Raw genomic sequence first — 14,059 nt, 5'->3', positions numbered from 1 at the left:
GCGCTCCAAAAAACCCTGCCCATCGGAGACCGCAACTGGTTGAATGGGGCAATGCATATTGCAGACGCCCATGACCTGATCCGCGTCCAGGGTGCGCGGGAGAACAACCTCAAAGACATCAGCGTGGACATCCCCAAGCGGCGGCTGACAGTGTTCACCGGTGTATCAGGATCCGGCAAGAGCTCACTGGTGTTCGCGACCATAGCTGCGGAGTCGCAGCGGATGATCAACGAGACCTACAGCGCTTTCCTGCAGGGATTCATGCCCTCCCTTGCGCGGCCGGATGTCGACCTGCTCGAGGGACTCACCACGGCAATCATCGTCGATCAGGAGAGGATGGGCGCCAACCCGCGCTCAACCGTGGGGACTGCCACCGATGCCAACGCCATGCTGCGTATCCTCTTCAGCCGGTTGGGCTCTCCCTATGTCGGCCCGCCCACGGCCTACTCGTTCAACGTCCCCACCCGCAAGGCCAGCGGGGTCATGTCCACGGACAAGGGCGGCCGGGTAGAGAAAAGCGTGGTTAGCCAGGCCATCTATCTGGGGGGTATGTGCCCCCGGTGCGAGGGAATGGGCAATGTAAGCGACATCGACCTGACCGCGCTCTACGACGAGGCGAAGACCCTCGCTGACGGCGCGCTCACCGTACCGGGCTACTCAATGGACGGCTGGTACGGCAGGTTGTTCGAGGGCATGGGCCTGCCGATGGACAAGCCCATCGAGAAGTTCACCAAAAAGCAGCTCGACACCATGCTGTACGCGGAGCCGACCAAGATCAAGGTCGAGGGAATCAACCTCACTTATGAGGGCATCATCCCGAAAATCCAGAAGTCGATGCTGTCCAAGGATCCGGAAGCGATGCAGCCTCATGTGCGCCGCTTCGTGGAACGGGCAGTGACTTTCCAGATCTGCCCGGAATGCAACGGGACGCGGCTGACGAAAGAGGCTTTGTCCTCCAGGATCAACGGCAGGAACATTGCCGAACTGTGCCAGATGCAGATCAGCGACCTGGCGGAGTGGCTGCGGGGACTGAAAGAGCCGTCGGTGGCGCCGCTGCTCAAAGGCCTGCAGCACCTGCTCGACTCATTCGCCGACATCGGTCTGGGGTACCTGTCCCTGGACCGGCCTGCGGGCACGCTCTCGGGCGGCGAGGCGCAGCGCACCAAGATGATCCGCCACCTCGGTTCCTCGCTCACGGACGTCACCTATGTCTTCGATGAACCCAGCATCGGCCTTCACCCCCACGACATCGAGCGCATGAACCGGTTGCTGCTTCAGCTGCGGGACAAAGGCAATACGGTGCTCGTCGTGGAACATAAGCCCGAGACGATCACCATCGCCGATCACGTGATTGACCTGGGACCCGGAGCCGGCACCGCGGGTGGAACGCTCTGCTTCGAGGGAACCGTCGAGGAGCTGCGGAAAAGTGACACCATCACCGGCCGTCACCTCGACGACCGCGCGAAGCTCAAGGAGTCCGTCCGCCCGTCGAAGCAGGCGCTCGAGATCCGGGGAGCATCAACGCATAACCTTCAGGACGTCGACGTGGACATCCCCCTGGGGGTGTTGTGTGTTGTGACCGGTGTGGCCGGTTCCGGCAAGAGTTCGCTGATCCACGGTTCAGTGGCGAAGCGCGACGGCGTGGTGGTGATCGACCAGGGCGCCATCCGCGGTTCGCGGCGAAGCAACCCGGCTACGTACACCGGCCTGCTTGAGCCCATCCGGAAGGCCTTCGCGAAGGCGAACGGCGTCAAGCCTGCCCTCTTCAGCTCCAACTCCGAGGGCGCGTGCCCCACCTGCAACGGTGCCGGCGTGATTTACACCGACCTCGGCGTCATGGCAACGATGGAGTCCACCTGCGAGGAATGCGAGGGCAGGCGGTTCCAGGCCTCGGTGCTGGAATATCGACTCGGCGGCAAGAATATCGCTGAAGTGCTCGCCATGCCGGTATCGGAAGCCACGTCGTTTTTCGGTGAGGGAGACGCGCGCACGCCTGCCGCGCACAAGATCCTCGACCGGATGGCCGACGTCGGCCTCGGTTACCTCAGTCTCGGACAGCCGCTCACCACGCTCTCCGGCGGTGAGCGGCAACGCCTCAAGCTGGCCACGCAGATGGGGGAGAAGGGCGACATCTATGTCCTCGACGAACCGACCACCGGCCTGCATCTGGCCGACGTCCAGCAGCTCCTCGGTTTGCTGGACCGGCTCGTGGACTCCGGCAAGTCGGTTCTGGTGATCGAGCACCACCAGGCGGTGATGGCGCACGCCGACTGGATTGTCGATCTTGGTCCCGGTGCCGGGCACGACGGCGGCAGGATCGTTTTCGAGGGAACGCCGGCGGATCTGGTGGCCCAGCAGTCCACGCTCACGGGCGAGCACCTTGCTGCGTATGTGGGGAGCGAACTTTCCGCTCCGGTGAGGTAGCGGCGTGAACGGGCCGGTCCAGCCGGCCGATAACCTAGACGGATGGAAACGACGCGGACGGTGACGGCAGCCATTCTTGGCGCCGGTCCACGCGGTACGTCCGTACTCGAACGCCTGGCAGCGAACTGGGCAGCTCTCCCCGAAGGAACCCGGCCGCGAGTCACCGTCCATCTGATCGAGCCCTACGAGCCCGGTCCCGGTCACGTCTGGCGGACAGACCAGTCGCGGCATTTCCTCATGAACACTCCGGCGCTGTTTCCCACCGTGGTGCCGGTGGGACAGGCTGCCGCCGAACGTGCGCCGTCGCCCGTTCCGGTGTCCTTCGATGACTGGCGGCGACTGATGGATGGGGCACCGGATGGCCGGCTCAGCGACGATGATCTCGCAGAGTTGCAGTCCCTGACGTCCGCCGACTTCCCCAGCCGCGCGCTGTACGGCCGCTACCTCGAATGGATCTACAGCTCGCTGATGGAGCGGCTTGGAGCCGGTTTCGATGTCGTTGTGCACCGTGCTGAAGCACAACATGTAGTGCCGCTGGAATCGGGCTTCCGGGTGGAACTCGGTGAGGACGGCACAGTGGGAACTGACGCCGTCGTGCTTGCGGTTGGACACCTTCCCGCGCAGCTCAACCCTGAGCAGGAAAAGTTGCGCGACGGCGCTGCCCGACTCGGTCTGCAGTACTGGCCGCCGAACGTCCCGGCCGATGTGAACTGGAATCGACTTCCGGCACGCAAACCGGTGCTGGTGCGCGGGCTGGGACTCAACTTCTTCGACATCATCACCCACCTCACCGAGGGCCGTGGCGGCAAGTTCGTCCCGAACGGCGAACCGGCAGGGCGAGCTTTGACATACCAACCCTCGGGCCAGGAGCCGCTGGTTGTCGCGGCTTCCCGTCGTGGCACGCCCTACCGGGCGAAGGCGAAACTCGACAGCTACGTTCCACGCAGCGTCCGGCTCCGCTACTGCACGCCGGAACGCGCCGGCAGTTTCGCAGCAGACGGTATCCAGCCCGGCTTCGACCACGACCTGTGGCCGTTGCTGCACCGTGACGCCGTGTGGGCCTACTACAGCACGCTGGCCCGCACCTCAGGCTTGGCGGATTCATTCCTTACGTCACTGCAGGACGTGCTGGCGGACGCAGACAGTGTCTGGCGCCGCCGGTTGGAGGAACTCCTCGGCAGTACCGTGCCACTCGCCGACCGGTTGAACCTGGAAGCGCTCGCGCGGCCGTTCGGGCGGCACCGGTTTGCTTCCGAGGAGGAATACAACCGGGCGGTGCTGGACTATCTGGAGGGGGACGCGGCCGGGTCCGAGCGCGGCGAGGACGATCCCCTGAAGGTTGCTATCGGCGCGATGAACGCTGGCCGCACCGTCATCAAGCAGGTCGTGGCCGACGGTGGCCTTACTGAGGCGTCGTGGACAGCGGAGTTGCGCGGCTGGTTCGAGCCGCTTGTGGAGGGCCTCGCGAGCGGCCCGCCTGCCCTGCGCATCGAGCAGCTGGCAGCGTTGGCGCGGGCCGGCGTCGTGCGCTTCGCGGGTCCGGCGCCGCGGTTCGAGCTGGATCCCGAGCTGCGCAGGTTCACCGTCTCCTCGCCCTGGGTGGAGGGCAGCAAGTACGACGCCGGCTTCCTCGTCGAGGCGATGATGCCGGCCAACCGGGTGGCCCAGAACCGGTCGGTCCTGCTCCGCCGGCTGCTGGAGGAGGGTTTGGTCCGGGCGCGAACCACCATGTCCGAGGACGGTGTGCCGGAGATTTCGCCCGGACTGGACGTCACCAAACCGCCGTACCGGGCTGTGGGCGCCAACGGTCTAATCCAGGAGAAACTCTTCGTCGTGGGACTGCAGCTCAGCTCAGTGCAGTGGGGAACTGCGATCGCCGCAGAGGCCGGTGCTCCGCTCGATGCAGGAGGTCGTACGCTGCTTGATGCAGATGACATCGCGTGCGCGATCCTCGCCTGACCTGGAAGTCGCCTGCGCCTAACGAAAAGCGCTCCTCAGGCACGTGCCGGAGGAGCGCTTTTCGTTGTGTTGCAAGGGTCCTACATCACCCCGACAGCATCTAGCCGCGACGGGCATCTGCAAGGCACTTGCGGTACTCCGCCATTGCCTTGCCGTAGCTGTTCGGCTTCTCGAAGCCCTTGCCCCGCTTCGGCTTCTCCGGAGCGGCGCACTCGGCTCCGGCGACTGCCTCGATGGTGACCGGTTGGGTCACCGTCGTGCCGGATTCCTTGGCGACGAGGACGATGCTGCCTGACCCCGGTGTTGCTTCGGGCACAGTAACGGTGACCTGTGCTGCGCCATCCGTGACGGTCGTGGTGCCCAACTCGGTGACCTTGCCGGCGCCGTCGACGAAGCTCGCCGACAGGCTGGTGTTGGTCGGGCTGCCCAGCGACGTCAGATTCAGGTTCGCGACGTCGAAGGTGACACTCTCACCAGCCGTGACGGTGGCCGGTGCATCCTTCACGATCACTGAGCGGCGGTCGAAGCTCGGAGACAGCGGGCTGTTCTGCTCGATGTAACTGATCCACGCATCGCGGTCTACCAGGCCGGAGTCACGGACGTCGGTGCCCTCCTGAAAGACGGTGAAGTTGTCGCCGCCCTGTGCCAGGAAGCTGACCGTGCCGATCCGGTACTCCTCGGCCGGATCCAACGGGGCACCGTCAATCGTGACCGAGGTAATGCGGGAACCGGCAGCGAGATCCGGGTTATAGGTGTAGGACACGTTGTCCGACAGCCCGAGGGCCAGGAAGGACCGCGAGGCACCTTCCGGCTGCCACTGCTGCTCGAGCATCGTGACGAACTGTTCACCGGTCAGGGTGATGGTCCACAGGTTGTTCACAAAAGGCATCACAGCATTCGCCTCGGCGTAGGTGATGACGCCGTCTTCGCCGTAGTACAGCTCGTTGCGCAGACCACCCGGGTTGATGACGCCGATCTCCGCGCCACCGCGTTCGGTGGATGAGAGTGACGCCCGCAGGGAATCAGCGACCAGGTTCCCGAGTGTTGACTCGGCGGTCCGGTCATCGCGTACACCGCCGACGAAGGCGGTGGTGATGTCAGCCGTTACTGAGCCGACAGGCTGATTGCCGATGATTGCTGCTTCGGCGAGGGCCGCGTCGACGATCGTCTTGACCTCGGCAACCCGCGGATACGTGGCTACCAGCGCAGCCGGGTCGGTGGTCGTGCGCGCCACGTTCTGCGCCGTGTACGACTCAACTTCTCCGGTGGCGTTATCAACGGTGAGGGTGATGTGACCGATGAACTCACCGTAGGAACCGGTCTGAACGATCGGGCGGGTTTCGCCCTCAGCGCCGGGTACCGGAGCGTCCCACGCATACTGCTTGTGCGTGTGGCCGGTGTAGATGGCGTCCACGAGCGGCGAGGTGCCGGTGACGATGTCAGCGAACGCGCCTCCGGCGGCCACCTCTGCCTCGATGGTGGAGCCCTCGACGGCGCCGTCTCCGGCTCCCTCGTGATATTCAGCGATGATAACGTCGGCCAGATCCTGGTCCTCGATCTGCTGGGCCACCCGATTCACGGCCTCCACGGGGTCGCCGAAGTCGAGGTCGGCGATTCCACCGGGGCTCACCAGAGACGGTGTCTCCTCGGTGACGGCACCGATGATTGCGACGTCAATCCCGCCCACGTCCACGATCTCGTACTCCTGCAGCGCCGGTGTGGTGGTTCCCTTCTGGTACACATTGGCTCCCAGGTAGGGGAAGTCCGCGGCGTCGGCAACGCGGCCGCTCAGGTCAGCGAAACCGCCGTCGAACTCGTGGTTTCCGACTGCCGAAGCGCGGAGGTCCAGAGCGTTGAGAACGTCGATGGTGGGCTGGTCCTGTGCAACGGAGGAGGCGAAGAGCGATGCTCCGATGTTGTCGCCGGCGGAAAGGAACAGCGAGTTCTCCTCGCCGTACTGGGCGCGCAGTTCCTCGACCGTTCCGGCGAACTTCACGGTGTTCGAGTCGATACGCCCGTGGAAATCATTGATGCCCATGAGGTTCAGCTCGGTCGTGGTGTCCGCCGGTGCTAGGTTCAGGCCGACGATCACTGGATCGTGGTCACTCGCCCTGAATTGGTTCGGCTCGTAGAAGTCGGTGGCGTTGTAGTTGTAGCGGCTGTACTCCAGCGCTACGGATTCCACCGCGTTGATGTTCCATACGTCCACGCCGGACACCGTCGCGTCTGCTGCGGGGGAGGCGAGGATGTGGTCAAGGGAACCAACGAGTCCGGAGAAGACGTAGGAGTGTCCGTCGGTCTTGGCGCCCTGGTTTATGTAGCCGGCGTCGTACAGGATCTGCATTGGATCCTCGGCCGAGTAGGAGTTGAAGTCCCCTGCGAGGAAGACCTTGTCGGTGCCCGCGTCAGTCTTCAGCTGTTCAGCGAACTCGACGAGAGCGGTTGCCTGCTCGATGCGGTCGGCGTTGGATGCACCCTGTCCGTCACCCTGGTCTGCGTTCTCGCCGGTGCCCGATCCCTTGGACTTGAAGTGGTTCGCGATGGCCAGGAACTTGGTGGAGTCGTCACCGCCGACGATGTTGAAGGACTGAGCCAGGGGCTTGCGGGCGTTCGAGAATGCCACATTGTCGTCCAGGATGACGGACGCGCCAACCGGCTCCACAACCGCGGTCTTGTAGATGAACGCGGTGCGGATGACGTCCTCGTTCTCGATGGCGGGCAATGCCTCCGGTGATCGGACGTAGTCCCACACACCTGGCGCAGCCTCGTTGAGGGCGGACGTCAGCGTGGCAAGGGCGGCATCGCGGTCCTTGCCGAATTTGGCCGAGTTCTCAATCTCCTCGAGGGAGACGACGTCAGCGCCGAGCCCGTTGATCGCCGCAACGATCTTCGCTTCCTGACGCTCGAGGTTTTCCGCATTCGCGGCGCCGCGCGCGTCGCAGCCACCTCGGACCGTGACGGGATTGCCGTCGCGGTCCTCGTAGTACGTGCACCCGCTCAGCTGGTCGCCGGTAGTGGTGAAGTAGTTCAGCACGTTGAAGGACGCGATCTTGAGGTCGCCGCCAACGCTCTCCGGTGCGTCAGGACGCGCGCCCTCGAACGCCACGGGCTGTACCTCGGCGGCGTTCGTTGCGGTGAGCGCGGTCAGCGGCTGGAACTTCCAGGAGCTGTTGCGGAAATCGAACACAACGGGCGAGGTGAAGGTCGCCGATGAATTGACCCGCACCGGCTGCTCCGCCGTGAGGTAGGGCAGCGGCTGGTCCATGTTGGCGCCACGCAGGAAATCGGTGGTGGCGCCATCGTCGAGCTTGACCCGGCGGGCGGCGTTGTCAGCTGCGACAGCAGCATTCTCCGCCGTTCCCGGCGGCGCGATTTCCGTCGGCTGCACGAGGGGAGTGTCCCCGTCGGCCAGGGTGATTTCGCCGTACTGGTTCAGCGCGTAGTTGTCCGACACAGTGAAGCCGTTGGTCGGCTGCACGAGCATTCCCTCGAGTGCCTCGCGTGCGGCATCGTCGGCCGGATACGCGATAGCGGCCGTCTTGACGGCCTCCGCCGGCTCGCCGGGCTTGGTCATTCCGCCGGCCAGGACGGTGATCTGTGAGAGGCCGAAGTACTCGCCGGCGGTGCCAGTTACCTCGACGAAGTCGCCGACAGCAACGTCAGCGACCGTTACGGGCGAGTAAATGAAGATGCCGTCTGATGCTGAGTGATCCGCACCGAGGTCACCGCCGGTACCGGCAGTCTGGATGTAGTAGCCGTCGAATCCGCCGGTGGGGTAAGTGGCAGTCACTACGCCGCGGGTGGTGACAATTTGCCCTTCATGCGGCGTTGCTCCGCCCGTGCCCTGAATCTGATCGATCGGGATCACTTCGCCCGGAGTGGGCGGCTCCGGTTCGGGCTCGGGTTCGCTACCTGCCGTCTCACCAGCTGCGTTGGTGGGAGTCACGGCATCGAGGGCGGTGAAATCTGCCTTGTTGTTGTCGGTGTCCACGCCGCCTGCGCGGTTCATCGACAGCGTCGTAAGGCTTCCCACGCCTTCTTCAACGAGCGTTTCGTAGGTGTTGGAGCTGCCGTAGCCCAGTAGGTCCACAACACCGGGCGCCTGAACGACAGAGCCGATCGCCAACGGGTCCACCGCGGTGGACTGGTCGGAGAGGACTATCGTGCCGCCTGCTCCCGCGGGGTTCAGCGCCCCGCTGGACAAGTCGGGTGACGGGAGAGCATCGCCGTTGATTCCGTTGCTCCCACCCTGCACCAGGAAGCTGCCGTTGGCCGGTATGGTGCCGCCAAGAGGCACCACGCTGGTCGGTGCGGCAGATCCCGTCCGTGAACGGTACTGAAGAGACCAGCCGTCCAGGCTCACCGGAACATCGGTGGTGTTGATCAGTTCTACGAACTTGTGCTTGAACGGTGCGTTGGCGCTGCCCCCGTTGACGTACGCCTCATTGATAACGACGCCGGAGGCCGCCTGGGCCTCGACGGTTTCCTCTGCGCTGGCTGGCGAGAACGCCATCGGCGAGGCAAGCAGCCCCACCGAAAGCGCTGAACACAGCGCGCCCCTCCACGAATTTTTCATTCGTCCTGTTTCTCCTTGCTTTTGGCCGGATTGCGACCGCGAGTGATGTCCGCCGCTGGCATTGCGCCCCGGCGGAAGTGGCCACGAAAGTGACAATAGGAACTGCCGGTGACATTTCGGTCGCGGCAAGCCAACCACCTCGTAGTGAACGGGCGGTTACCTCGCGGAGAACAGCACAGCCGGTTGAGACCATCAACGGCATTTCCCATCGTCTGTCCGGTGGTGCCGGACGTCGGCGTCCGGAGCATCACCTTTTAGTGATGTAGACCACACCGAACGCCTTGCATATTCAAGCACGACTGCTTGCCGTTGGGAACTATTCGTTGGAGCCGCGGAGTGTTCCCGTCGAAGGTGCGCCGTCAGCGTTGCCGACGAGGCAGACCACCGACCGCCCACCGTCGTCAGTCCATTCCGACTCGACGGGATAGAAATACTGGAGGTCAAGGGCTGACGCGTCGTAGTCCAGGCCGATGAAAGCAGCGAACTCACTGCGGCAAAATTCCTGCGCCTGTGCGTCTGCTTCGCCCAGGCCGGGGTAGTCGCCGGCGGGCAGGTCCGTCGTAGCAAACACCTCAAACGGATGGGGCTCCTCGCAGGGCAGCAGCTGGAGGTTGGGATCGGCGGCAGTCCCGGAGTCAGCCATGCACTGGCCCTCCTGCAGGTCTTTGGGAGCGACCTCGGAGGCCGCCTGTCTCTCAACAGCCTGAGCGCTTTCCACCGCCGATGGTGCTGAAGGCGGCGCGCCGTCGTCGTTCCCGGGAGTGCAGCCGTTCAATACCGCTGCCGTACATAGCAGGGCAACGGGCAGGAAGTATCGCTTCGGGGCAACGATCATCATTGAAAGGCTCCTCGTCGTTGTCGGCACTTTGGGAGCCTACCCGATTGGGTAGGGAAGCCGAGGTGTAGGTGAACCGCGCAGAATCCGCCCGAAACACCCAGTAAACAGAAGCACCCCGCCCAGCAGGACGGGGTGCAACTGGTGAGCTCGGCTCAGCTCGATGCGGAAGGTAAGGGATTCGAACCCTTGAGACGGGGTTACCGTCCACTGGTTTTCAAGACCAGCTCCTTCGGCCGCTCGGACAACCTTCCATACGGGGAATAGTGTTTCATGCAGAGCAGGCTGCACAAAACTCCCAACCATCAGGGCACCATCCGGGAAGGAAACCATGAAAGCCGTAATGCTTCGCCAGTTCGGTGAACCGAACGTTCTCGAGGTGGCCGACGTTGAACCGCCTCGTCCTCAAACCGGGGAGGTGCTGATCGATGTCATCGCTGCCGGACTGAACCGGGCAGACGTGCAGCAGCGGAAAGGCGTGTACCCGCCACCTCCCGGGGCATCGGAGTATCCCGGCCTGGAGGTGTCGGGAAGGATCGTCGACGGCAGCGGGTCGGCCTTCCAGCCCGGCGACCCCGTCGTGGCGCTCCTTTCAGGCGGCGGTTATGCCGGTCAGGTTGTGGTGCCTGCCGGCCAGGTGCTGCCCGTACCCGACGGCGTGGATCTCGTAGCTGCTGCCGGGCTGCCTGAAATCGCGGCAACGGTGTACTCCAACCTGGTCCTGACTGCAGGGCTGAGCAGCGGTGAAACGCTTCTCATCCACGGCGCATCCGGCGGAATCGGCACCATGGCGATCCAGTTTGCGCGTGCACTGGGAGCACGGACGATCGTGACGGCCGGAACGCCGGAGAAACTGGACTACGCCCGTTCGCTCGGCGCGGAGATCTGTGTGAACTACCGGGAGCAGGACTTCGTCGCTGAGGTGGGCGCTGCAACGGGCGGGCGGGGCGCGAACGTCATTCTCGACGTCGTTGGCGCCAAGTACCTCAGCCGCAACGTTGAGGCGCTCGCGACCGGCGGAAGGCTTGTGATTATCGGGCTGCAGGGCGGGGCGAAGGCTGAACTGAACCTTGGAGCGCTCATGGCCAAGCGTGCATCCGTCGCCGGCACCACCTTGCGCTCGCGGCCTGTGGAGGAGAAATCGGCCATCATGGCTGGCGTGCGCGAGCACGTCTGGCCGCTTATTTCGAACGGGTCGATAGCCGTGCCCATTGACCGGACGTTTCCCCTCACCGACGTCGTGCATGCACACGAGTACTTTGACTCCGGGCAGCACACCGGAAAAGTGCTCCTGACTCTGTAGTCCCCGACACTAAGGCTGCTTTGTAGATCCGGGGCGGTATGACAAGCTAGCACCCACCGGAATTCCAAGGAGGAACCCATGGCCAAGCACAGGGCAGAAGGCGAGCCGGACGGCGCAACGCACGGCAAGGACGAGGAGTCGGGCCTGGAGCGCGCCGCCGAGAGCTGGACCGAGAACCTCGCCGACCAGGTGAACGACGGCGTGAAGAACAATCCCCGTGACACCGCCAACGATGGGCCCGATCCCCGGACGGACACCCACTCCAGCCTCAGCGAAGGGTCCAACTCCAGAGACGGCCGCGACGACCCCTCGCACTAAACAGTTTCGTCATTCACCTCACCGTTCCTGCCGTTCGGCGACTTTCGCTTTTCCGCGCCGGAAAGCTGTGACACTGCGCTCATTCCACTGCTACCTTCAGTGAATTAAGCCACTCACAGACGAGGGAGCACCATGAGTGAGAAGTACGTCGGACGCGGGCGTGGAGAAGCCGGCCGCGGCGATTGGGAAGAGGACGGCGGCGTCCTCCTTCAGGACCCGAACCTCCCGTCCACCGCGGTGGATCCGGATAAGGAAAACCGGGGCTGGACGCCGCTGAAGATTGCAATCTGGGTGGGTATCGCGCTGCTCGGCGGCGTGAGCTGGACAATGCTTGCCGTTGTCCGCGGTGAGACGGTCAACGCGATGTGGTTCGTGTTCGCCGCGGTCTGCACCTATCTCATTGCCTACCGGTTCTACTCGAAATTCATCGAACGCAAGCTGCTGAAGCCGAACGACCGCCGCGCCACCCCTGCCGAGTACAAGGCTGACGGCAAGGACTACGCCGCCACCGACCGGCGGGTGCTCTACGGCCACCACTTCGCCGCCATCGCTGGAGCGGGTCCGCTTGTCGGCCCGGTCCTTGCTGCGCAGATGGGCTATCTTCCCGGAACCATTTGGATCATTCTCGGCGTTATTCTCGCCGGTGCGGTCCAGGACTACCTCGTCATGTTCTTCTCGATGCGCCGCGGAGGGCGGTCGCTGGGTCAGATGGCCCGCGAGGAGCTCGGCATCATCGGCGGGACCGCAGCACTTCTGGCCACCCTCACCATCATGATCATCATCGTCGCGATCCTGGCACTCGTGGTCGTCAACGCGCTGGGCGAAAGTCCCTGGGGCGTCTTCTCTGTCGCCATGACCATCCCCATCGCACTGTTCATGGGCGTGTACCTGCGCTATATCCGGCCGGGCAAGGTCACCGAAGTGTCAGTGATCGGGTTCGCGCTATTGATGCTTGCCATCATTGGAGGCGGCTGGATTGCCGAGACTGACTGGGGCGTCGCCGTCTTCACCCTGGACCGCGTCACCATCGCCTGGGGCATCATCATCTACGGCTTCATCGCGGCAGTGCTGCCGGTATGGTTGCTGCTCGCTCCCCGCGACTACCTCTCCACCTTCATGAAGATCGGCACCATCGTCATGCTGGCCGTTGCGATCGTCATCGTGCGCCCGGAGATCAACGTTCCGGCTTTCAGCGAGTTCGCCGGCCGTGCCGACGGCCCGGTTGTGCCGGGAACCCTCTTTCCGTTCCTTTTCGTCACCATCGCGTGCGGCGCACTCTCGGGTTTCCACGCACTCATTTCGTCGGGAACCACCCCGAAGATGATCGAGAAGGAACGCCAGACCCGTTTCATCGGCTATGGCGGCATGCTGATGGAATCCTTCGTGGCGATTATGGCGCTCGTGGCGGCGCTGTCGATCGACCGCGGCATCTACTTCGCGATGAACTCCTCGGCTGCGGCAACCGGCGGCACCATCGAAGGCGCCGTCGCATTCGTCAACGGTCTCGGCCTGACCGGGGTGAACCTCGCTCCCGAGGCCCTGAGTACGCTGGCCACCAACGTCGGTGAGGAGTCGATTGTCTCCCGTACCGGTGGCGCGCCGACGCTGGCCGTCGGCATCGCCCAGATCATGCAGGGTCTCTTCGGCGGCGCGGGCATGATGGCGTTCTGGTACCACTTCGCGATCATGTTCGAGGCCCTGTTCATCCTGACAGCGGTCGACGCCGGTACCCGCGTTGCGCGGTTTATGCTGCAGGACAGCATCGGTAACTTCGTGCCGAAGTTCAAGGACACCTCCTGGCGGGTGGGTGCCTGGGTCTGCACCGCGATCATGGTGGCCGGCTGGGGCGCGATCCTGATCATGGGTGTCACCGATCCCCTCGGCGGAATCAACACGCTGTTCCCGCTCTTCGGAATCGCCAACCAGCTTCTTGCTGCTATTGCACTCGCTGTGTGCATGGCAATCTGCGCGAAGAAGGGTGCTTTCAAGTATCTGTGGATCCCGGCGCTGCCGCTCGCCTTCGCCTCTGTGGTGACCATTTCGGCGTCGTTCCTCAAGATTTTCTCTCCGGTGCCGGCGGTGGGTTACTGGGCACAGCACTTCGCCTTCCGCAATGCACTGGCGGCGGGGGAGGAGAGCTTCGGCAACGCACCGACGGTTGCCGCGATGGAGGCCGTTGTCCGCAACACCTTCATCCAGGGCACGCTCTCGATCGTCTTCGTGGTGCTGTCGATCATCGTCATCGCGACGGCCATCATCGCGACCATCAAGGCCTACCGCACCGGTGGCGGGCCAAGTGCCGAGGATCCTGCGGTTCCGTCCCGCACCTATGCGCCGGCCGGGCTGATCGCCACGCCCGCTGAGAAGGAACTCGAAGCGCAGTGGGCCGACCTCCCGCAGGACAAGAAGCCGGCACGGGCTGGTCACTGATGAGCGTCAAGGAGCTGATCTGGCTCTTCAAAGGCGTGATGGGCGAGAACGCGTACCAGCAGTACCTTGACCACCATGCCTCTACCCACAGTGATGAGCCGCCCATGACCGAGCGGCAATTCTGGCGGGATAAGACGGACCGCCAGGACGCCAATCCTCAGGGCCGCTGCTGCTAGTCGGCCGGAAGGTTACGGAGACGGCGGGTTCGACTCAG

At 64.0% G+C, this 14,059-nt stretch carries 8 protein-coding genes and 1 tRNA gene; 6 read left to right on the top strand and 3 right to left on the bottom strand.

Features of this window, described 5'->3' with window-relative positions; genetic code table 11:
* Positions 1 to 51: 51 nt before the first annotated feature.
* On the top strand, positions 52 to 2,424 hold the full coding sequence (locus Q0877_RS10630) for an excinuclease ABC subunit UvrA (RefSeq protein WP_299167555.1): 2,373 nt from the start codon (positions 52 to 54) through the stop codon (positions 2,422 to 2,424).
* Between the two features lie 42 nt (positions 2,425 to 2,466).
* Entirely contained in the window at positions 2,467 to 4,383 is a 1,917-nt protein-coding gene (locus Q0877_RS10625) for an FAD/NAD(P)-binding domain-containing protein (protein ID WP_299167554.1), read from the top strand.
* Between the two features lie 100 nt (positions 4,384 to 4,483).
* Here Q0877_RS10625 and Q0877_RS10620 read toward each other — a convergent pair whose 3' ends face one another.
* The 3 genes from Q0877_RS10620 to Q0877_RS10610 form a co-directional block, all read right to left on the bottom strand.
* The gene (locus Q0877_RS10620; RefSeq protein WP_299167552.1) at positions 4,484 to 8,959 is read right to left on the bottom strand and encodes an ExeM/NucH family extracellular endonuclease; all 4,476 of its coding nucleotides are present in this window, start codon (positions 8,957 to 8,959) and stop codon (positions 4,484 to 4,486) included.
* Positions 8,960 to 9,275: 316 nt separating this feature from the next.
* On the bottom strand, positions 9,276 to 9,797 hold the full coding sequence (locus tag Q0877_RS10615) for a septum formation family protein (protein WP_299167550.1): 522 nt from the start codon (positions 9,795 to 9,797) through the stop codon (positions 9,276 to 9,278).
* A 163-nt stretch (positions 9,798 to 9,960) separates the two neighbouring features.
* A tRNA-Ser gene (locus Q0877_RS10610) sits at positions 9,961 to 10,048 on the bottom strand.
* Between the two features lie 77 nt (positions 10,049 to 10,125).
* Here Q0877_RS10610 and Q0877_RS10605 point away from each other — a divergent pair.
* From Q0877_RS10605 to Q0877_RS10590, 4 genes are all read left to right on the top strand, one after another.
* On the top strand, positions 10,126 to 11,097 hold the full coding sequence (locus Q0877_RS10605; RefSeq protein WP_299167549.1) for an NAD(P)H-quinone oxidoreductase: 972 nt from the start codon (positions 10,126 to 10,128) through the stop codon (positions 11,095 to 11,097).
* Between the two features lie 78 nt (positions 11,098 to 11,175).
* Complete coding sequence (locus tag Q0877_RS10600; protein ID WP_299167546.1) at positions 11,176 to 11,415, top strand: hypothetical protein; 240 nt, start codon at positions 11,176 to 11,178, stop codon at positions 11,413 to 11,415.
* Positions 11,416 to 11,547: 132 nt separating this feature from the next.
* A complete protein-coding gene (locus tag Q0877_RS10595; protein WP_299167544.1) occupies positions 11,548 to 13,845 on the top strand; it encodes a carbon starvation CstA family protein in 2,298 nt (765 codons plus the stop codon).
* Entirely contained in the window at positions 13,845 to 14,021 is a 177-nt protein-coding gene (locus Q0877_RS10590; RefSeq protein WP_299167542.1) for a YbdD/YjiX family protein, read from the top strand. Before Q0877_RS10595 ends, Q0877_RS10590 begins: the two co-directional genes overlap by 1 nt.
* Positions 14,022 to 14,059 lie beyond the last annotated feature (38 nt).

The sequence above is a fragment of the uncultured Arthrobacter sp. genome (genome assembly GCF_947495145.1).
GTDB lineage: Bacteria > Actinomycetota > Actinomycetes > Actinomycetales > Micrococcaceae > Arthrobacter_D.
This window is presented reverse-complemented; position numbering and strand designations above follow the sequence as displayed.